Raw genomic sequence first — 20,705 nt, forward strand, 5'->3', positions numbered from 1 at the left:
TCCTCAGCTCGCGAGCCGCATGGGAGCCTGCTCGCCCACGGCCCGCGTCCCGGCCTCCGGGTGGACCTTGAACTGGGCGATCAGCCGGGCCAGCTCGGCCGACTGGCGCGAGAGCGTGTGGCTGGCCGCCGTGCTCTCCTCGACCATCGCGGCGTTCTGCTGGGTGACGGTGTCCATCTGGTTCATGGCGGTGTTGACCTCGCCCAGAGCCGACGACTGCTCGCGCGCGGACGAGGCGATCTGGCTGACCAGAGTCGCCACCTGGTCGAACTGCTCGAAGATCTGCTGCAGTGACTGACCGGTCTGGGCCACCAGCTCGACGCCGGCTCCGACGTGGCCGGTGGAGGCGTTGATCAGACCCTTGATCTCCTTGGCGGCCTCGGCCGAGCGCTGGGCCAGGGCCCGGACTTCCGAGGCGACCACGGCGAAGCCCTTGCCGGCGTCACCGGCTCGCGCCGCTTCGACCCCGGCGTTCAGCGCCAGCAGATTGGTCTGGAACGCGATCTCGTCGATCACCGCGATGATCTGGCCGATCTGGCTGGAGGAAGAGGATATCTCGTCCATGGCCGCCACCGCCCGGCCGACGACATCGCTGCTGCTCTCGGCGGTCGCGCGGGCCTGGGTGACGACGCGGTCCGCCTGCTGGGCGCCCTCGGCGGTGCGCCGCACGGTTGCGGTGATCTCGTCCAGGGCCGCTGCCGTCTCTTCCAGCGTCGCGGCCTGCTGCTCGGTGCGGCGGGCAAGGTTGTCCGCGGCCTGGCTGACTTCGCTGGCGCCCGACGAGATGCCGGCGGACTCGTCCACGATCTTGCCCAGGGTGCGCTCGAGCTTGGAGAGCGCGCCGTTGAAATCGGACCGGAGCTGTTCGTACGAGCCGCTGAACTTGGCGTCGATGCGGGTCGTCAGGTCGCCCGCCGACAGGCGCGAGAGCCCCTCGGCCAGGGCCTGCACGACGGCCTGTTGTTCGGCCTGGACGGCGGCGCGTTCCTTCTCGCTGGCCGCGCGCTGTTCGGCCGCGGCCTGTTCGGCGGCCTTGGCGTCACGCTCCAGGCGGACGCGCTCGAGGGCGCCCTGTTTGAAGCTCAGCACGGCCTGCGCCATCGCGCCGACCTCGTCGCGCCGCTCGGTCGCCGGAATGTCCACGTCGTTGTCGCCGGCGGCCAGCTTCCGCATGACGGCGGTCATGGCCCGCACGGGATTGCCGATCGCCCGGGCCAGGATGACGCCTGCCACGGAGGCCAGGGCGGCGAGGCCAGCAATGCCCACGACGAGGCCGATGGTGACCTGCTGCAGCGCGCGGGCCTGGTTGGCGGCCTCGCGCTCAAGGGCGGCCGACGCGGCCTTCTCGATCTCTTCCAGCGCCGTCTCCACGTCGCCGATCGCGGCGTCGGCGGGACCATCCGGGCTCACCAGCGTCACGGCCTGGGCGCGCGTGGCCGGGTCCCGGCCCATGGCGATGCCGACCTGCAGCGCCGTCTTGTCGTAGTTCGCGAAAGCCCGCTCGACGGCAGCCACCCGCTGGAGGGCCTTGGGATCGTCCTTTTCGAGCGCCTTGATCTCCTTGAGGGCCGCGAAGAACTTCGGCTGGTGCGCCTCGTTGATGCGCTTCACGTAGTACTCGTCGCCCGACAGCAGGTAGCCACGCAGGGAGTTTTCCTGGCGCGCGAGGCGGAAGGTCGCGTCCACATTGGCCGACAACACCTTCTGCGCGCGATCCGTCCGGGCGATCGAGGCCGACAGCGCGGCGTTGTTGAGGTGCAGCGCGACGCCGCCTGCGGCGATGGTGACCAGCATGGCCGAAAACACCACGACGAGCTTGGCCGAGATGTTGAGATCCCTGAAGTTCACGGTAGCCCCTAGTTCCAATCCAGCTTGCGCCAGGATTGCGGGCTCGACCTGCTAACCAATTAACCGAAGCCGTTCCGCAGTGAGACGGAACGTCGCAATCCTGACAGTTGCATCTGCAACCAAAGCGCGGCCATGGACGCGCCGCCGGTCCGGCCATAGTCTCGCTCGTCCCTCGACCCGACCGGGACACCTCCTCGCCATGACCGACCTTGCGCCGCCGACTGTCGCCCATGAGCTGCGGCGCCTCCTGGCGTCCAGCCATGCGCCCTACTCCGGCGTGCACGTGGCGGCCGCGGTCGAGGCCGCGGACGGCAGTGTCCACTATGGCGTCAATGTGGAGAACGCCGCCTACCCACAGGGCGTCTGCGCCGAGGCCAGCGCGATCTCCGCCGCGGTGACCGCCGGTCACAACTCCCTGCGGCGGGTCTGGGTCGCCTCGGACCTCCCCGGCCTCATCTGGCCCTGCGGTGGTTGCCGCCAGAAGATCTGGGAATTCGCCGAGCCCGGGTGTGAGGTGATCAGCGTGCCGGCCGAGGGGGCGGCGGAGAGCCACACGATCGAGGCTCTCCTGCCGCTCGGCTTCCGGCTGCCCCGCTAAGCCTTGCGGCTGGCGGCGACATAGCGGTCGATCACGCTCTCCAGCACCGACAGGGGCGTGCCGCCGGTCGCGACCACGGCGTCGTTGAAGTCGCGCAGGTCGAAACCGGCGCCAAGGCTGGAGCGCGCCTTCTCGCGTAGGCGCACGATCTCATTGTGGCCGGTCTTGTAGGCGCACGCCTGGCCGGGGCTGGCGCAATAGCGGTCGACCTCGCTCGTGATGGCGCTGACCGAACGGCCGGTGGCCGCCACCATCCAGTCGATGGCCTGCTCGCGGCCCCAACGCTTGTCGTGCAGGCCCGTGTCGACCACGAGGCGCGCCGCCCGGAAACGCAGGGCCTGGAAGTAGCCCAGGCGTCCCATGGGATCGTCGGCGTAGAAGCCGAGCTCGTCGGCGAGCTGCTCGGCGTAGAGCGCCCAGCCCTCGGTGAACGCGCCGAAGCCGATCAGCGAGGAGATGGTGTGGATCTCACCTGCCCGCTCGGCCAGGTAGGCTCCCTGCCAGGCATGGCCCGGGATCGCTTCGTGCGTGGTCAGGCTGGCCAGCGTGTACCGCGGCCAGGCTCCCGTATCGCGCAGGTTCACGTAGTAGATCGCCGGTCGCGAGCCATCGAGGGCGGCGAAGTTCATATAGCCCAGGCTGGCGCCGGCCTCGATCTCGGGCGGGACCCGCTTCACCTCGACCGGCGCCTTCAGGCCCAGTTTCGAGAATTTCGGGATGTAGGTCCGGATCGCGGCGATGCGGCCCTCGATGTACGAGATCAGTTCCCGCCGGCCGGCGTCGGTGTTCGGATAGACGAACTTAGGATCCTTGGTCAGCGCAGCCATGCGCTCGCCGACCGAGCCCTGAGCATAGCCCTGAGCCTTGAGGATGCGGTCCATCTCGGCGTCGATGGCTGCGCCCTGTTCCAGGCCGGTCTTGTGGATCTCGTCCGGTGTGCGGTCGGTGGTCGTGTGTAGCTTGAGCGCCCAGCGGTAGTAGTCGGCGCCGTCGGGGAACTTCCACACGCCCGCGTCGTGGCTGGCGCGCGGTTGCAGCGACTGCAGCATCGCCGCCTGACGTTCCAGCGCCGGGAACACTTTCTGCGCGACGATGGCGCTCGCGCGCGCCCGCCAGTCGCCCGGGAGCCCCTTGGCCGCCGCACGTTCGGTCAACGAGGTCACGAGACGCGTCGCGGCCGCGTCCTGGGCTCGCAGGTCCTTGACCTGCCCCAGCGCCGTGGTGAGCAGGAAGTCGGGCAGGATCACACCCTTGGCGGCCGCATCCCTGATCCGGTCGGTCTCCTGGTCCAGCGCCGCGCCCACCTGGTCGAGGCGAGCGAGATAGGCCTCGGCGTCGTCCGCGGTCTCGATGAGGTGCTGGGCGTTCAGGAACTCGCCCGTGTTGGCGACCGTGCCGTCCTGCTGGCTGACCACGTAGGGGACCGCGAAATCCTTGCCGTAGCCGAACCGCCCCCCTTCGGCCCCGACGCCCATGGCATAGAGCACCGTGTCGTAGGTGGTGAGGTCCTTGCCGGAGAGGCTGTCGCGGGGGATCGCCTGGAGCCGCTTCACCCGGTCGGCATAGCCGGCGAACTCCTTGGTCCGGCCGCCCGACGACAGGTCGTTCAGACGCCGACGCAACGCGGCGCGGGGGCCCTTGTCCATCCCCAGGCTGGTGGCGCCTTCCGGGCTCTCCGCGAGGATCTCCTCGACGAACGAGTCCAGCAACTTGGCCAGTCGAGGATCGTTGACGGCTGCAGCCTCGGCGGCGAGCGCGGCGAGCGGCGTCGCGGCAAGGCCGAGCGCAGCGCCCGTGAACAGCAGATGGCGGCGAGAAAGGTCCATGCCTGGCGGTCCCCAAGAAATTGTGGAACGGGACCCTAGCGGCCGGCAGCCACCGCGCAATTCCTATGCTGCGAACGGCGATCTTCGGGGCGCCAGCTTGCCGCGCTTGCCCGACTCCCTTGCCCATCCCACCTTGAGGGCATGAGCGATCGGCCCTCCGGCGCGGCGCCATCCCGCCTCGTGGCGGTCCTGGGCCCGACCAACACCGGCAAGACCCACCTGGCGGTCGAGCGGATGCTCGGCCACGCCAGCGGCATGATCGGCCTGCCGCTCCGCCTGCTGGCGCGGGAGATCTACGACCGCATCGTCAAGGCGCGCGGGCCGCGCTGCGTGGCGCTGATCACAGGCGAGGAAAAGATCGTACCACCCCGGCCGCAGTATTACGTCTGCACCGTCGAGGCGATGCCGCTCAGCGTCGAGGTTGAGTTCCTGGCGATCGACGAGATCCAGCTCTGCGCCGATCCCGAACGCGGCCACGTCTTCACCCACCGCCTGCTGCATGCGCGCGGGAGAGCCGAAACCATGCTGCTGGGCGCCGGAACGATGGCGCCGCTGGTCCGCCGCCTGCTTCCGCACGCCGAGATCCAGACCCGCGACCGCTTCTCGTCCCTCACCTATGCGGGCCCCAAGAAGCTCACCAAGCTGCCGCGGCGCTCGGCTGTGGTCGCCTTCAGCGCCGACCAGGTCTACGCCATCGCCGAGTTGATCCGTCGCCAGCGCGGCGGTGCGGCGGTGGTCATGGGCAGCCTCAGCCCCCGCACCCGCAACGCCCAGGTGGCGCTCTACCAGTCCGGCGAGGTGGACTTCCTGGTGGCCACCGACGCCATCGGCATGGGCCTCAACATGGACGTCGACCACGTGGCCTTCGCGGGCCTGCGCAAGTTCGACGGCCGCCGCACCCGCTATCTCCACCCCCAGGAGATCGGCCAGATCGCGGGCCGCGCGGGTCGCTATCAGAAAGACGGCACGTTCGGGGTCACCGGCGAGGCAGAGGACATGGATCCCGACCTCGTGGAGGCGGTGGAGCACCACAGCTTCGAGCCCGTCGCCGGGGCCGAGTGGCGCAATGCGAAGCTGGAGTTCGACTCCCTGCCGGCGCTGATGCGAAGCCTGGCGAAGCTCCCGGACCGCCAGGGATTGAAATTGTCCGCCGAGGCGCTCGACGAGACGACGCTGAAGGCGCTGGCCGAGGACGAACTCGTCAAGACACGCACCCGCGACCGGACGAACCTGATGCGCCTGTGGGACGTCTGCCAGACACCGGATTTTCGCAAGGTGGCGACCGAGGAACACGTGGCCCTGGTGAAGGCCTTCTTCGTCCAGCTTACCGAGCGCCGACGCCGCATCGCCGACGACTGGATCGCCCGCCAGTACGAGCACCTGAACCGCACCGACGGCGAGATCGACACCCTGGCCACCCGCCTCGCCAGCGTGCGGACCCTGGCCTATGTCGCCAACCGGCCGGACTGGCTGGTCGATCCGGCCGAGTGGCAGCAGCAGACCAGTGGGCTGGAAGACAGGCTCTCGGACACCCTGCACGAAAAGCTGATGGCCCGGTTCGTCGACCGGCGGACCAGCGCCCTGATGCGCGGCCTGCGCGTGCGCGAGGAGATGCTGGCCGGGGTCGGCGCCGATGGCGCCGTGACCGTCGAGGGGCACTACGTGGGCCGACTCAGCGGCGTCACCTTCGAAGCCGCGAGCGGCGGCACGGTGCTGGAGGAAAAGGCCCTGCGCGCCGCCGCCCAGCACGCGGTGGGCCCCGAGATCGCCCGCCGGCTTGGCCAGCTCTCGGCCGCCCCGGACGCAGCCTTCGCGCTCACCCCCGACGGCGCGGTCCTCTGGGACGGCGTGGTCGCCGGCGTCATCTCGGGCGGCGAGCCGTTCTCGCCCCGCGTCCGGCTGCTGGGCGACCTCGGACACGAGGCGGCCCGCCAGCGGGCGGCGCGGCGGCTTGAGGCGTTCGTGGCCGCCGAGGCCGGGCGCCGGCTCGCCCCGCTCCGCCGGCTCGACGTGGCCATCGCCGAGGGTCAGGTGAGAGGACTGGCGCGCGGTCTCGCCTATCGCCTCGCCGAGGCCGGCGGCGTGCTGGACCGGGCTGAAGTGCGGACCGAGACCCATGCGCTCAGCCAGGTGGAGCGCCGCACCCTGCGCGGCCTGGGCGTGCGGATCGGCGCCCACTCGATCTTCCAGCCGGGCCTGCTGAGGCCCGAGGCCCAGGCCCTGCTGCAGGCGCTGGCCCGCCGCGAAGCGCCGGACTGGCGCCCTGTCGTCGACCTGCCGAGCCCTCTGCCGCATCCCCGGCCGTCGGCCCGCGCCCTCGCCGCCCATGGCCTGCGGGCGGTGCGGGCCTGGGCCGTCCCGGTGGCGCAGCTCGAGCGCCTGGCCGACCTCTTGCGCGCCGCGCCGAGGCTGAACGGCGGCGCCGTCCTCTCCGACGCGGCGCGGGAGGAGCTCGGCTGGACGCCCGCCCAGGCCCAGGACCTGCTGCGAGGTCTCGGCTACGCGCCAGCGAACCGGCCGAAGGATGGCGAGCCCGTGGCCTGGCGCCGCCGGGGCGAGAAGGCGGCCGCTGAAGCCGCGCCGCCGCGCCCACACTCGCCTTTCGCCGCCCTCGCGGTCCTGAAGGAGGCGCCCCCGCCCGCGCGTCGCCCCAGGCGGCGTCGGCGCAAGCCCAAGGCCGCCGCATCGTGAGCGAGGACATGGCCGTGGACGCCTGCCGCGCCGACGTCTGGCTCTGGCGCGCCCGCTTCTTCAAGACGCGCTCGATGGCCGCGAAATTCGTCGACCAGGGCCGAATCCGGATGACCCGCGGCGGCCAGGAGACCCGGCTCGACAAGGCCTCCCGCGCCCTCAAGGCCGGCGACCAGCTCGTCTTCGCCCTCGGCGGCCGGCTCATCGCGGTGCGGGTCGAGGCCATGGGCGAGCGCCGGGGACCGGCGACGGAAGCGCGCGAGCTCTACTCGACGTTGCTGGAAGGCTGAGCCACAGTTTCCGTGCGAACGGGGGTGCGGAGCATGAGCGATCGGATTCAGGAACTCGCCAGCGGAGGCGGGATGCCCGCCAAGCGCGGCTTCGGGGCGTGGATCGCCGGCCGATCCGGACGTCGCGACTATTGGCTTTGGGTCGTTCCTTGGTTCGTCGCCGCTACAGCGGCCACACTGGCGTCGCCGACGTTGGCCCTGCTGTTCGGTGTCCCTCTGTTACTGTTCTGGATTCGGCGCCTTCATGACCTCGGCTGGAGCGGCTGGCTGGCGCCCCTGATCAACATCGCCATCTCCATCGTGGGCTGGATCGAGATGGGCGTCGCCACCGCAGGAGGCGGCGGTAGCGGCCTGTTTCAGAGCCTCGTGGCGTTCGCCGCCATCATCGCCCTCCGCGTGATCCCGGGTCAGCCGCGGCGCAACGAGTACGGCCCACCCCCCGGCCGCAAGCCGGATCTGGCCGAGACTTTCACCTAGGCGCCTATCCCCGCTTCCAGAAATCCTGACGGTCCGTCGCATTGACAAGATGCTGCGGCGCCGCGAAAAACCCGCGCCGCCAGCGCCAGGAGTTCCGCGCCCGCCATGACCTACATCGTGATGGATCCGTGCATCAAATGTAAGTTCATGGACTGCGTGGAGGTGTGTCCCGTCGACTGCTTCTACGAGGGCGAAAACTTCCTCGCGATCAATCCGGACGAGTGCATCGACTGCGGCGTCTGCGAACCCGAGTGCCCCGTCGACGCGATCAAGCCTGACACCGAAGATGATCCGGACGGCAAGTGGCTTCGGATCAACGCCGAATACTCGAAAGTGTGGCCGAACATCACGGTCAAGGGCGAGCCGCCCGCCGACAAGGAAGCTTTCGAGCGCGAGACCGGCAAGTTCGAGAAGTACTTCTCCGAGAAGCCTGGCCGCGGCTCCTGACGCCATCCTCGCCCCGCGGGACCGCCGCGGGCCCAACCCTTTCTTTCCGCTGGTTTTTGTGTTAATGTCATAGCTGACACGACACAGAGGCGCTTGCCCGTGCCGGTCGAAATCAGAACAGCCGTCCGGTTCCCCCAGCCGGAGCGGGCGAAGGGTGTCTTAAGAGGTCAGCTTCCGAACCACAGCGATTTCGCAACCGCGCCTTTCTCGCGGAAGGGGTGGTTTTGTCGCATCCGGAAGCGCCTGACAGAAGTGCCGCGGGTTCGCGGACGCATATGAGAGGTATCTCGATGAGCAAGAGCGGTCACGAATTCTCGGTTGGCGATCACGTCGTCTACCCGGCCCATGGCGTGGGTCAGGTGCAAGGGATCGAAACCCAGGAAGTCGCCGGTCTGAAGCTTGAAGTGTACGTGATCACCTTCGACCACGAGAAGATGACGCTGCGCGTTCCCACCGCCAAGGCCAAGACGGCCGGCCTGCGCTCGCTCGCCGAGACCGGCGTGGTGTCGAAGGCGCTGACCACGCTGAAGGGCCGCGCCCGCGTGAAGCGCACCATGTGGTCGCGCCGCGCTCAGGAATACGAAGCCAAGATCAATTCGGGCGACCTGATTTCGATCGCCGAGGTCGTGCGCGACCTGCACCGCGCCGAGAACCAGCCCGAGCAGTCCTATTCCGAGCGCCAGCTCTACGAGAGCGCCCTGGACCGCATGGCCCGCGAAGTCGCCGCCATCGAGCGCATCGACCGCGAAGCGGCCATCGCCATGCTCAACAAGTCGCTGGTGAAGACCCAGGCCGCCGCGGCCTGATCCGTCCTCCCGACGTTGACCTCGAGACGCCCGGCCTCACCGCCGGGCGTTTTCGTTTCCACGCCCGCAGGGGACAGGCGACGGACCGCGCCGCCGTTTGCAAACCCGCCGCCATGCGCTACCACCGCCCCCGCGCAGCGGCCCGGTAGCTCAGCCGGATAGAGCAGGGCTTTCCTAAAGCCAAGGTCAGGGGTTCGAATCCCTTCCGGGCCGCCAGCGCAAGCAACCCGGCGTCGGACTCAGGCGCCGGCGGGAACCTCTTCCTCCGCGAAGCAGGCGGCGATCGCGCCCAGCAGGGCGCCCAGTTCCACCGGCTTGCGCACGAAGCCGTCGAAGCCTCGGCCGCCCTGCTCGCCGAAGCGCTCCAGGTCGTAGTCGGCCGAAAAGGCGAGGATGGCCGTGTCCTGGTTCGGACCGGGCTGGGCGCGGATGCGCAGGGTGGCGTCCGGGCCGTCCATGCCGGGCATGCGGATGTCCATCAGGATCACGTCGAACGGGCGGTCCAGGGCGACATCGATCGCCTCGTAGCCATCCCCGGCCTCGCTGACCTCGGCGCCGAACGGGGCCAGGATCGATTTCGCCAGCTCGCGGTTCACGGGGTTGTCGTCCACCACCAGCACCCGCAGGCCGCTGAGGTCCAGCGCCTGGACGGCCTCCTCCGCGGGACCGGGTTGGACGCATTGGGTGGTCGGGATCTCAAAGACGAAGTCCGAGCCCCGGCCCACCTTGCTCGACACGGTGATCGCGCCGCCCATGGCCTCGACCAGTCCGCTGCAGATCGCCAGGCCCAGCCCGGTCCCCCCGTGCCGGCGCGCGGCCGAGGCGTCGACCTGGGAAAAGCGCTTGAACAGCTTGGCTTGTTCTTCCGGCTCCATCCCGGGGCCGGTGTCGCGGACGGAGACCCGCAGCCGGCCGCTCACGCCATTGTAGCCCGCCGAAACGATGACCTCGCCGCGGTCCGTGAACTTCACCGCATTGCCGATCAGATTGAGCAGAATCTGCCGGACCCGGTCGGGGTCGATTTCAAGGCAGGCCGGCAGGTCGGGGGCGAGATCGAGCCGGGTCCGCAGCCCCTTCGCCGCGGCCTGGGGCTCGAAGAGGGCCAGGGCGTCGGACAGCGTCTCGAACGGAGACACCGGCTTGGGCAGAATCGGCATCTGCCCGGCCTCCAGCTTCGAGAAGTCGAGGATGTCGTTGACGATCGCCAGCAGCGCCTGGCCCGCCCCCGAGATGCGACCGATCTGATAGCGCTCCTCTTCGCCGAGATCCGCGCGCGCCGCCAGCAGTGAGGTGAAGCCCAGGATGGCCGTCAGCGGCGTGCGGATCTCATGGCTCATATTGGCCATGAACTCGGCCTTGACCGCCGCGGCGGCCTGGGCCGCGTCCCGCGCCTCCCGCAGTTCGTCCTCGAGCTTCACGCGGGTGGAAACGTCCCGCGTCAGGTCGACGAAGCCCGTTACGCGCCCCGCCGCGTCCCGCATGGCGGTGGGTCGGCTCTCCAGCCAGACCCAGTGACCGTCCTTGTGTTTCATCCGATAGGTGATGCCAAAGCCCTCGGGGGCTCGGCCGCGGATGATCTCCTGGTAGCCCGCGTGAACGCCGGCCAGATCGTCCGGGTGCACCAGCGGCAGCATGCTGACGCCGTCCAGCTCCTCGACAGAATAGCCGAGGATCTTCGTGACGCTCGGAGAGATGTAGAGGAGTTCGCCCGACAGCCTCGCGCGGGACACGATATCGGTCAGGTGCTCGGCGAGCATCCGATAGCGCGCTTCACTCTCGGCGAGGGCCTCCTCGATCGCCTTTCGCGCCGTGATCTCGCGAACGACGTCCTGGAATTCGACGAACGCCCCCGTCTCCGGGTCGTAGACCGCCCGAGGGTGCGCCTCGAGCCAGATCATGCGCCCATCCTTGCAATAGGCGCGGTATTCGAAGCGGAACGGCGGGGCGCTAGGTCCCGCCGCCATGTAGTCGGCGAACAACGTGCGGCCGCGGGCGAAGTCGTCCGGGTGGATGAATTCGCTGGTCTTCCGGCCGACCAGTTCTTCCGGCGCGTACCCCGTGACGTAGGTGACCGCCGGGGACATGTAGGTGAAGACCGAGTCCGCCCCGTAGCAGGAGATGATGTCGGTGGCGTTCTCGGTGATCAGACGGTAGCGCGCCTCGCTGCGCTCCAGCTCGCGCTGGGCGGCCACGCGCTCGGAAACATCGCGCAGCGGGGTGATGATGCCGGTGATCGCGCCCGACTCGTCCTTCAGGATGGTCGGGGCGCCTTCCATCCACACATAGCTTCCGTCCGCGGCGCGAAGCCGGAAGGCTTGCTCATAGGTGGGGCCGATCTCGCCGGTCTCGTACACCTCGGCCAGGATCGCCAGGACCCGGTCGACATCTTCGGGATGGACAAGGCTCAACCCCGGCTTGCCGATCAGTTCGTCTGGATCGTACCCGTACCGCGCCGCCGAGGGCGACACGTACTGGATCATGACGCCCGCGTCCGCCTTGAGGACCACATCGGTGGAGGAATCCGCCAGCAGCCGGTACCGGGCCTCGCTCTCCTCGATCTGGTGGAGGAACGTCTCCTCGTCGGTGATGTCGCGCACCACGCCGAACAGTGCGACCACGGCGCCGGTCGCGTCGCGCTGGCCCTGTCCCTTGTAGAGGAGGATCCGACGCTGGCCGTTGTCGGCGCGGCGGATCTCGACCTTGAGTTCCTGGGCCTCGCCGGTTGCGAACAACTGAGCGACCGTCTGCTGCAATCGCGCGCGGTCCTCCGCCGAGTAGAGGTCGACGGCGCCGCTGGCGGCGTTTCCAGGCCCGGAGTTCGCGAGGCCATGAAGTGCGAAGGCCTCATCCGACCATAGAGCCTCTTCGGCGTCTGCCTCTAGACGCCAGTAGCCGATGCCCGCGATCTGACTGGCCAGGCGGAGCCGCTGTTCCGCGAGTTCGGAGGCTTCGAGCGCCTGGCGCTGGGCGTCCTCCATCCGCCGGCCGTGCACCCGGATAGCCGTCAGCGGCAGCATGACCAGCGCCATCGACGCCAGCAGCGCCTGGCTGAGGCCCAGCTTCAGTCCAAGCCCACCTTCAACGAAGGTCGCGGGGCCAAGCCCGTTGACGGCGGCCAGGATTGAGACGGCGGCGGTGGCCAGCAGCGCCAGCGCGCCCCCCGCCGCGCCCCAGGCGAGGACGCAGTAGAGCAGAGCAGGCAGCAGGAGGAATGAGAGCGGATAGTCAGCCTGCCCGAAGACGACTCCCAGCGTGGCGACCAGTGTCAGGGCCGGCAGATAGCTACGGCCGGAACGGAACCTCTCGAGGAACCGGCCCAGCCCCCCCTCGCCCAGCGCCAGTACGGCGGGCGTGGTGAGCAGGATACCGAGGGATTCCGAGACGAACCATTGAGGCGCGGTCGGCCACCATGGCGCCCCCACCAGGAACCGCAGGACGAGCACGCCGGCCAGGCTCGCCAGCATGGGCGCGACGACGCCACCGGCAATGAGGAACGCCGGCAGATGGCGGGGGTTCGTCAGATCGACCCTTGGCTGAGCGACCATCCTCGTGACCAGGATCGCGCAGGTGAACATGGCCAGGACGTTGCTGGCCGCCATGCCCAACGACATGACGACGCCCTCGCCCGCAGCGAGATTGGCCGTGGCGACACCGATCGCCCCGGCGCCCAGGATGGCCCCCCAACGCGCGCGCGGCTGGCGCAGGAGCACGGCGATGACGATGCCGTCGGACAGCCAGACCGCTGCGGGGTTGTGAAGTTCCTTGGTCAGGAGAATGCAGGCGAACGCGGTCACGAACACCGCCGCCGCAAGGGCGGTCGCCCCCGCGATCTGGCCCGTCGCCCATGTCCGTCGCCCGCGTGTCAGCATTTCCCCGCCGGCCGGCGCACTGAGCGATCCGGCTTTGCCATTGGAAGGCATACCTGTGCCTCCAATCCACTAACCGTAATTGCGACAGTTCAGCGCGCCAAAGACCGGCGTTCCCAAAATGAGTATCAGCGCAGGAGTTTGAGAGGCCGGAGGACGATTCGGACCTGAAGTCCGTCGTCCTGCAGGTCCTTGCTGCCGAACAGCTCGACCTTGTTGAGGGCGTGCCCATAGGTGACCCGCGCCGACAGCGCCTCGGATGGCGTCCAGGCGAGCGAGGCGCCCACGCTGTAGATCTCCCGCTTAGGATGCGGCGGCCGGTCGTTGCGGACGTAGGCGCCGTCGGCGAAGGCCGAGACGGTGAAGGCGTCCCAGGTGAACCCGCCTGACCGTGCCTGCCCGCGGGCGAAGCTCAACGGTCGAGCGATTTCCACCGAGCCCACGAGACCATTGTCGGCGAGGATGAGGTTCTCGCGATATCCCCGCACGGTCGTCTCGCCCCCGGCCGAGAAGCGCTCGCCCGAGTAGAGGATGCTGTTGGCCACCTGGCCAGACAACCGCGCCCGCAACTCCAGGCCGTCGTCGGAAAGGCGCCGCGCGTAGTTCACCTGCGCCAGCAGGGCCATGAATGTCTGCTTCGGCGTGGCCAGGCCCGGAATATCGGACCGGGTCCCGTCGAGCCCCATGGTCCCCGTGATCGAGACGGCCATGACCTGGTCGACGTTGCGCACCACATAGTCGCCAACGGCGCGGATGGCGGTGTACTTGCTACGCCCGCGCACCGAACCGGGGCTGAAGGAGAACGGCTCCCCCAGCAGGAAGGTCTTGCCTTCCCGGTGGATCACCAGAACGCCGGTCGACAGGGTCCGCGCGGACGCCCACCGCCCCGGCTCGCCCGTCGGCAGCAGCGGGACGTCGACCAGCTTCCGGGTCAGGCCGACCTCCACGGACCGATCGCGCGCCTCGATATCCAGCGGAACCAGCGGCGTGTCGATCACGGCCGCATTGTTGTAGGCCCCCCGGATCGAAAGTGTGGTCCTGGGCGACAGGAAGGGCGTCGAGTAGTTGAGGGAAATATCCTCCACGCCTTCGGTCCAGCCGGCCTCGGCGCTGAGCACGGAGCCCGCCACCAGCACATTGCGCACGGACCCCGCGACCGCCAGGCGTTCCCCACCCACGGTCGGCGAGCGGTTGTTGGCGGCGGTCACGTAGAGGTCGTAGCGATCCTGCGGCACAAGCCGCACGCCCAGGCTGGCTTCTCCCGGCCGACTGCCGGGCCGGAGCTCGGCATTGACGGTCCGCAGGGCGGGATCCTCGGCCAGCAGGCGGAAATCGCGCTCGAGGTCGAAGGCGCTGAGCGGGCGTTGAAAGGCCGCCGGCATCCGCTCGCGCACGTAGCGTTCGGTCAGTCCCTTGGCGCCCCCGGCCCACGTCACCTCCAGCGGCGCGGCGCCTGGCGCCGACGCCGACAGCCCCCCGTACAGAACCCTGAGCTCCAGTTCTCCTGGGCGCGCGGCCGGCCGGACCACGACGCCCGAGTTGATGAAGCCCGCGCCGAGGTAGGCGCGGTTGATGAGCTGGACCAGCGCCAGCGCCTGCGCCACGCCGCCGGACGGACCGGGCAGGCCGTTCAGTTCGAATTGCCGACGCACCCAGGCTTCGTCCAGGCGCTCGTCCGGTCGATGATCCAGCCGGAACCCCTGCGCCTCGGGCGGGCGCCACCCTGACGGAGGCCGTGGATCGCCCGCAGGTCCCTCCACGGCCACGCGGATCTCGCGGAGCGGAACGCCGGGGCCGGCTGGCGGCGTCTCGGGCGCGGTGCGCTGGGGCTCCGAGGGAAGGCCGGGGCTGGCCTGCGGGTAAGCCGGCAAGGGCGGGGGCGAGGCGCGCGGACCGGTGCGCTCCTGCGCGCTGGCCAGAGCGGCGGGCGACAGCGTCAGGGCCAGGGCCGTGACGCGCAGCAGTCGGCTTCGGCGGGCGCTCAAGGGCAGCCCCCCTCGCCGGCCGACCTCACAAGGGATAGCGCCGGCAGGCCGATCGATGCCGGCTCGCGCGCATAGGGGCCCACCGGACGGGTGATGAGCTGGCTGACCTCGCCCGTGGAACGGACGGATGGGCACTGGCCTCGCAGGACCTTGGAAGCGTCGACCACCGAAAGGTTGCGGTTCACCGTGCCGCTGCTGACGTCATAGAGGCCCGCGGCCAGGACGAACTCACCATCCACGGCGACGACGTTCGTCCGGTCGGCCGAATTGATGAAGTAGCGGCTTTCGATCACCACATTGGCGCCACGCTGCTCACCGAGCGCCAGGATCGCGCCCCCGTTCGAGATGATCGCCCGGGGCGAGGTGATGACGATCCGCCCGCCCGTCCCCGCGCCAGATGAGGTCTGGATCGATCCGGGCGCGTCGGCGCCTTCCAGGATCAGCAGAGCGTCCGTCGGCATTTCGATGCCGATCCCGCCGGCCGCGCCGGCGAAAGAGTTGGTGGAGATGCTGGCCCCGTCGGCGATGCGTATCCGGCCGGCGACGATACCGATGTCGCCCGCGTCGCCCACCTCGCCGGCCGCATAGCCGCTCGCCACGTCCCCTGCTCGGTTCTCGCTCGTGATCACCGTGCCGTCGCCGGAGAGATCCAGCGTCCCGACGTCCAGCAGCACCGTGCCGGCCCGATTGGCGTTTCCGGACACGGTCGTGACCTTCGCGCCGCCTCGAAGGTCGAGAGCGTCAGCCTGCACCAGGACAATGCCAGCGGCGCCCGCCGCACCGGGGAAGGCTTCGGAGGTGATCGCCGCGGCGTTGTCCAGCCTGACACTGTCCGCGATGACCGCGACGTTCCCGGCTGGCCCGCTGTTGAAGGTGCCTGTCCGGATGCCCGCATTGTCGACCAGCAGATCGCCGGCCGTGACCGTGACGTCCCCCGCGCGCCCGCCGCCATAGGTGTCTGACGAGATGAGGGCGCCCTTCATCTGCAGGGTCCTGGCCTCGACCGTTACGGTTCCTGCGTCGCCCCCGAAGGCGTCGGAACTGATGTAGCTCAAGCGGCCAGGCTCACCCTCGAGGGTCAGCTTGTCGGCGGTGATGATCACGTCCCCGGCCTGACCGAGGCCGCCCAAGCTGTCAGAGGCCACATACGAGCCGCCCTGGATCGTAAGGCTGCCGGCGTTGAGCAGCACGGACCCTGCGTCCGAGTCGCCGCGGGTGATCGAGGAGACATAGCCGCGCCCGCGCAGGGTCACCGACCGCGCGTCGATCGTCACGTCCCCGGCCTTGCCCAGACCTATGGTGTCGGAGCTGATGTAGGTGAACTCTCGGTCGCCCCCGTCGAGCTCGATGCTGCCCGCGCGGATCGTCACGGCCCCGGCGTCGCCCAGCGACTGCGCATCGGAGGAGATGAAGGCGTCGGAGAGGGTAAGGCTGTCCGCCTCGATCTCCACCGAGCCGGCGTTCCCCGTCCCCGCTACGCCCTCGGACGTTATGGCCGCGCCGTTGAGCAACCGGACCGCGCCACCGGCGACCCGCACCGCCCCCGCATTGCCCGACCCAAGCGTGTCGGACGAGACCTTGGCCACGGTGTCGAGGACGATTGTGGAGCCTCGGAGCGAAACGTCGCCGGCGTCCCCCAAGGCCGTGGCGTTGGACGACACGACTGCATTGTCGATGCGGAGCGTCTGGCTTGCGCCCAGGTCGACGCTGCCGCCGGTCCCATCGCCCAGGGTGTTGGACTCAACCTGGACACCGTCCAGCGTCAGGTTGCCGGCTCGCGCGAAGATCGTCCCGCCACGTGCCGCCCCATAGGCGGTCGAGCTGATGCGGCCCAGGCGGACGAGGACATCGCCCGTCGCCACGAGTTCGATCAGGCCCGCCCGATCCGAGGCGGGTCCGAACGATTCCGCCACCATCTGGGTCTCGTCGAGCACGATGCGATCGCCGCGTACGCTGACCGTGCCGACGCTGCCGGCGCCGTAGGAGCTGGAGTTGATGTTGGTCTGCTGAAGGAAGATGTCGGGCGCGGTGATCGAGATCTCGCCCGCGCCGCCGTCGCTGTAGGTCACCGCGGTCATGAACACGCCGGCGGCCTCGAAACTGCGGGTCGCCTCGATGGTCAGGCGGCCGGTGTCGCTCGCCGCGCCGGGCGCCGAGCCCAGGACGGCGCCGCCGGACACAGCGATGGCGCCGCCGTCCAGGCGCACGTCGCCTGGCCGTCCGCCCTCGACGCTGCCGGTGACCACCGCTCCGCCCGCCATGGTGATCGCGGGTGCGGACAACGCCACGTCGCCGCCCTGTCCCGGGCCGAAGGTGAAGGCCGTGACCGTGGCCGACGTCAGGTCCAGCGCATCGCCCGCCGCGAACCGAACGAGCCCCCCGCGCCCTGCCGCCGAAGTGGTCGAAGCCACCGAAAGGCTGTCGCTCAGGGTGATCGTGTCGCCGGCGAGCGTGACATTCCCGCCGTCGCCCGGGCCCAGCGCGACGCTGAAGATCGATCCGCCAGCCCCGAAGATGCTCCCGGCGCTCAGCGCGACGTCGCCGCCGGCGGCCGCTCCGCGCGTGGAAGCGCCGAGCAGCGTTCCGTTCCGGAGCGTGAGGCTCTCCTGCGCCCGCACCTCCACGTCACCCCCGCGGAAGTCGCCGCCCGCGTCGCTCGTGATCAGCGCCGCGTCCAGGGTCACCGCCGAGCCCTCAATCCGGAGACCGCCGCCGGGCGCCCCTTCGGCCAGAGCCAGGAGCTGGCTGTTCACGACCTCCACCGAGCCAACCGCGTCCAGCGCCAGGCTGCGGAAGCGCAGGGAGCTGTCGGCGATCCTCACGTCCTGAGCGGCGAGGGAAAGGACGGCGCCAGCCCCCGCAAACGTGTCGCCGACGCCGCCCAGCGCGATGTCAGCTTCGCCGCCGAGGAAGCCGAAGCTCTGGGGCGAGGCGATGGACAGGGTCGAGCCATCCGGCGTCGCCGTGGCGAAGGCGTTTCCGTCCGCGAAGCGCAGCTCGCCCGCGGTCGAGAAGTGAGCGGCGGCCGGCACGTCGAGCCGCGCGCCCGCGCCGAAGACGATCCCCGCCGGGTTGACGAAGTAGAAGCTGGCGTTGGGCAGGGCTTGGGAATCGATGGTCCCGGCGATCTGCGAGGGTTCGCCCCCGGTCACGCGGTTGATCACATTGGCCACGGTCCCGCCGTCACCGGCGCCTCGCACCCACCGGGCCGTGTCGCCGACGCCCAGGCTGAATCGTTCGAAGCTGTGGAAGAGGTTGGCCCCGGCCAGCGTGCCGCCATCGATCGTATGGACAGCGCCCGCCTGAGTGATCGTCGTCCCCAGGCCTCGCGCCCCGCCAATGTCGGGCGTGATCGCGGTCTGCGCCGTGACGGCCGCCGGCCAGCCGCCCAGCGCGGCCGCCAGCACCAGCCAGGAGGCCCCGCCGCGCCTCATCGCCAGGCCCCCAGCAGCGTGAAGGCCGCCCAGATGTTCGGGTTGGCGTTCATACCGCCCGACTCGATCATTCGAAGCTGAGCCTCGCGCAGCGCCGCCGACTTGGAGCGCCCGTCGCGATAGAGCTGGTAGAAGGACTTCATCAGTTCGGCGGTGCCGGCGTCGTTCACCGGCCACAGCGAGGCGATGGCGCTACGGGCGCCCGCCTGCACCGCCGCGCCCGCCAGCCCCATGCTGGCCTCGTCGTCGCCGACCGCCGTCTCGCACGCGCTGAGGACAAGCAGGTCGAGCTCGTCGCCGCGGGTCCGGTTCTGGGCCAGGATCTGGCGCAGCTCCGACAGCAGGATCATCTCGCCGTTGGCCACGATGAAGGCCCGGTCCGAGCGACCGTTGAACGAGGCGTGGGTCGCCAGGTGCAGGACATCGACCTGCTCGCGGGTCAGGGCCTGGACGAGATCAGCCTTGCGGAAATTCTCGATCACCCACGACCTGGCGATGCGTTCTCCATCGGCCACCGCGGCGACGCGGGCTTCGGCGCCGGTGCCCTCCAGCTTCTCGAAGCTGCCGGCGGGGAGGCGAACTTCCATCTCCAGCGAGGCGGCCAGAAGCTGCTGGCGCGTCGTGTCGCCCGAGCCAGGCTCGGTGTAGGCCAGCGAGGGCGCCACCGAGACCCGCGTCTTCTGGATCAGAAAGCGGTTCTGGTCATCCAGCAGCACCGCGAACGGCAGGCTGCGGAGCGGCCCGTCCGGAACCACCGCCAGCACAGCGCCGGGAGCCAGCTCGGCCTCGACGGGCTTGATAAGCAGGTCGTAGAGCTGTCGCACCGCCGGACGCCACGCCTCGTCCTCGTCGTAGCTCAGCGACAGGACCGCGGTTTCCACGAGCCGCGCGACGGCCTGGCGGTCCACGCTGCGGTTGGGCGGCAGGCGCCGGAAAGTCGCCCCGCCATTCCCGCCGGTGACGTACAGCAGCTCCAGCCGATCCGGCAGCAGGATCGGATAGAGCAGCACCTCGCCCGCCGCCAGAGTCTCGGGACGCAACGGGTCGCGTACGGGGATGCACTCGCTGCCGAACACGCTCTGCAGCTCGGCCTGGCGATAGGCCTCGACGATGTGCTGGGCGTCGCGGACACGAAGCTGCTGGGTCCCGCCCTCCGCGCCGGCGAGTTGGACGTCCACCGCGCTCTGGAAGACGTCGCGCATGTGCAGCGAAAAGGCGGTCTCCTCGGTCAGGGGGTCGAACCGCGGCAGCAGCGGACGGACCGCTTCCAGCGCCTCGTAGGCGGCCATCACATGGGCCTCGCGATTCTGCGGATCGGCTTCCGCGAGCAGCAGGCGCCACTCGGGCAGCCGCGTCGGCAGGTCGCGCTGGCTCTCGTGGACCAGGGCGTCCTCCAGCAGGCGCCGCGCCGCCGCCGCGTCGCCGGCGGCCAGGGCCAGCCGCGCCTCGAGGGCGGCGGCATAGGAATGCGCGGCGGCCCCCGCGTTCGCGGCTCGGATCGCAACGGCCGCGGCGGCCAACTCAGGCGTGGGGGCGGCCCGGGCGTCCAGAGCGGTCGAGGCCAGCCGACCCAGGATCTCCGCGCGAAGGGCTGGGTCGGGGACGCCCCGCGCGATCGAAAGTCCTTCCACAGCGTCGCGGTGCGCCAGGGCGCGGTAGGCGTCCCCGGCCTCGCCGGCGTTCTCGGCCACCGCCAGGCGGAGGCGCGCCAGACGCAGGGTCGCAAGGGCCGCGGTGCGCGCATCGCCGGCCGCCATCGCCTGATCCGCGGCGCAACCCAACGAGGCCACGGACAGGGAAAGGTTCGTGGCGCCCAGGACCGCCGGGCGGGCCAGAACCTCGCAGGGGCCGGCGCCCGGGGCGACCGAAGCCTCCCGCACCGCCGCCGACGTCCCGCCCCGCACGCCGCGTCGGCCGCGGGCGCCGGCCACGGTGGGGCTGGACAGCGACACCAGGCCCAGCCGGTAGGCGGCGACGGAGGCCGTCGCCTGCAAGCCAGCGCCGCTGGCGATCTGGAACGCACTCAGTAGATAGGCCTGGGCCTGAAGCTGGCTCCCCTGGGGACTGATCCGCATGAGTTCACCGGCTGCAGCGCAGTATTCCGCCAGCACCGCTGGCGAAGGCCGGCCCGCATTGGTCACAGGCGGGTCCAGCGCCGTGGCCAGTTCCGGAAAGGGGTCGGCCGCCCCCCGGCGTGCGAGCCGCGTTTCCGTAAGCGCGGTCGCCTGGCGGAGACTCTCGGAGGATGGGAAGGATCGAACCTCGGCTGAGCCCGATGGGCTGCACAGGCTGTCCGAAAGCGCCGCCTTGGCTTCGCCCACCACCGCAGCCGCCAGGAAGACGGCCATAGCGCCGGAGGCCGGCATGCGCAGCTTTGCGACGGCACGGCCGCGCGTCATGACATCCCCCCCAGGATTCTCTATCTCGGAGTCCGATC

Annotated in this window: 12 protein-coding genes and 1 tRNA gene; 7 read left to right on the plus strand and 6 right to left on the minus strand. The window is 70.1% G+C overall.

The window, feature by feature from the left end; all coding sequences use genetic code 11:
- Positions 1 to 3 precede the first annotated feature (3 nt).
- Positions 4 to 1,848 carry a methyl-accepting chemotaxis protein gene (locus DJ019_RS18105; protein WP_240606537.1) on the minus strand — a complete coding sequence of 615 codons (1,845 nt, stop codon included), beginning with the start codon at positions 1,846 to 1,848 and terminating at the stop codon, positions 4 to 6.
- 199 nt (positions 1,849 to 2,047) lie between these two features.
- Between DJ019_RS18105 and cdd the strand changes: the two genes are divergently transcribed.
- The gene (cdd, locus tag DJ019_RS18110) at positions 2,048 to 2,446 is read left to right on the plus strand and encodes a cytidine deaminase (RefSeq protein ID WP_111277682.1); all 399 of its coding nucleotides are present in this window, start codon (positions 2,048 to 2,050) and stop codon (positions 2,444 to 2,446) included.
- On the opposite strand, the gene DJ019_RS18115 is transcribed toward cdd, so the two are convergent.
- Positions 2,443 to 4,272, minus strand: a complete 1,830-nt coding sequence (locus DJ019_RS18115; protein WP_111277684.1) for a DUF885 domain-containing protein — start codon at positions 4,270 to 4,272, stop codon at positions 2,443 to 2,445. The genes cdd and DJ019_RS18115 overlap by 4 nt on opposite strands.
- 141 nt (positions 4,273 to 4,413) lie before the next feature.
- On the opposite strand from DJ019_RS18115, the gene DJ019_RS18120 reads away from it, so the two are divergent.
- The 6 genes from DJ019_RS18120 (at position 4,414) to DJ019_RS18145 (ending at position 9,199) form a co-directional block, all read left to right on the plus strand.
- The gene (locus DJ019_RS18120) at positions 4,414 to 6,963 is read left to right on the plus strand and encodes a helicase-related protein (protein ID WP_111277686.1); all 2,550 of its coding nucleotides are present in this window, start codon (positions 4,414 to 4,416) and stop codon (positions 6,961 to 6,963) included.
- 8 nt (positions 6,964 to 6,971) lie between these two features.
- Positions 6,972 to 7,253, plus strand: a complete 282-nt coding sequence (locus DJ019_RS18125; RefSeq protein ID WP_111277688.1) for an RNA-binding S4 domain-containing protein — start codon at positions 6,972 to 6,974, stop codon at positions 7,251 to 7,253.
- Positions 7,254 to 7,286: 33 nt separating this feature from the next.
- Positions 7,287 to 7,730, plus strand: a complete 444-nt coding sequence (locus DJ019_RS18130) for a DUF805 domain-containing protein (RefSeq protein ID WP_111277690.1) — start codon at positions 7,287 to 7,289, stop codon at positions 7,728 to 7,730.
- Between the two features lie 105 nt (positions 7,731 to 7,835).
- Positions 7,836 to 8,177 (plus strand): ferredoxin FdxA, encoded by a 342-nt coding sequence (gene fdxA / locus DJ019_RS18135; protein ID WP_111277692.1) that lies wholly within the window; start codon positions 7,836 to 7,838, stop codon positions 8,175 to 8,177.
- 290 nt (positions 8,178 to 8,467) lie between these two features.
- Positions 8,468 to 8,983: a CarD family transcriptional regulator gene (locus DJ019_RS18140; RefSeq protein WP_111277694.1), complete on the plus strand. Its 516-nt coding sequence runs from the start codon at positions 8,468 to 8,470 to the stop codon at positions 8,981 to 8,983.
- A 139-nt stretch (positions 8,984 to 9,122) separates the two neighbouring features.
- Positions 9,123 to 9,199, plus strand: a tRNA-Arg gene (locus DJ019_RS18145).
- A 23-nt stretch (positions 9,200 to 9,222) separates the two neighbouring features.
- Here DJ019_RS18145 and DJ019_RS18150 read toward each other — a convergent pair.
- The 4 genes from DJ019_RS18150 to DJ019_RS18165 form a co-directional block, all read right to left on the minus strand.
- Positions 9,223 to 12,852: a PAS domain S-box protein gene (locus DJ019_RS18150; RefSeq protein WP_165844069.1), complete on the minus strand. Its 3,630-nt coding sequence runs from the start codon at positions 12,850 to 12,852 to the stop codon at positions 9,223 to 9,225.
- 125 nt (positions 12,853 to 12,977) lie between these two features.
- Positions 12,978 to 14,834 (minus strand): ShlB/FhaC/HecB family hemolysin secretion/activation protein, encoded by a 1,857-nt coding sequence (locus DJ019_RS18155; protein WP_111277698.1) that lies wholly within the window; start codon positions 14,832 to 14,834, stop codon positions 12,978 to 12,980.
- Complete coding sequence (locus tag DJ019_RS18160) at positions 14,831 to 18,268, minus strand: two-partner secretion domain-containing protein (RefSeq protein WP_111277700.1); 3,438 nt, start codon at positions 18,266 to 18,268, stop codon at positions 14,831 to 14,833. Before DJ019_RS18160 ends, DJ019_RS18155 begins: the two co-directional genes overlap by 4 nt.
- A complete protein-coding gene (locus tag DJ019_RS18165) occupies positions 18,265 to 20,667 on the minus strand; it encodes a CHAT domain-containing protein (RefSeq protein ID WP_111277702.1) in 2,403 nt (800 codons plus the stop codon). The genes DJ019_RS18160 and DJ019_RS18165 overlap by 4 nt, the downstream gene beginning before the upstream one ends.
- Positions 20,668 to 20,705 lie beyond the last annotated feature (38 nt).

Source organism: Phenylobacterium kunshanense (genome assembly GCF_003254525.1).
Classification (GTDB): domain Bacteria; phylum Pseudomonadota; class Alphaproteobacteria; order Caulobacterales; family Caulobacteraceae; genus Phenylobacterium; species Phenylobacterium kunshanense.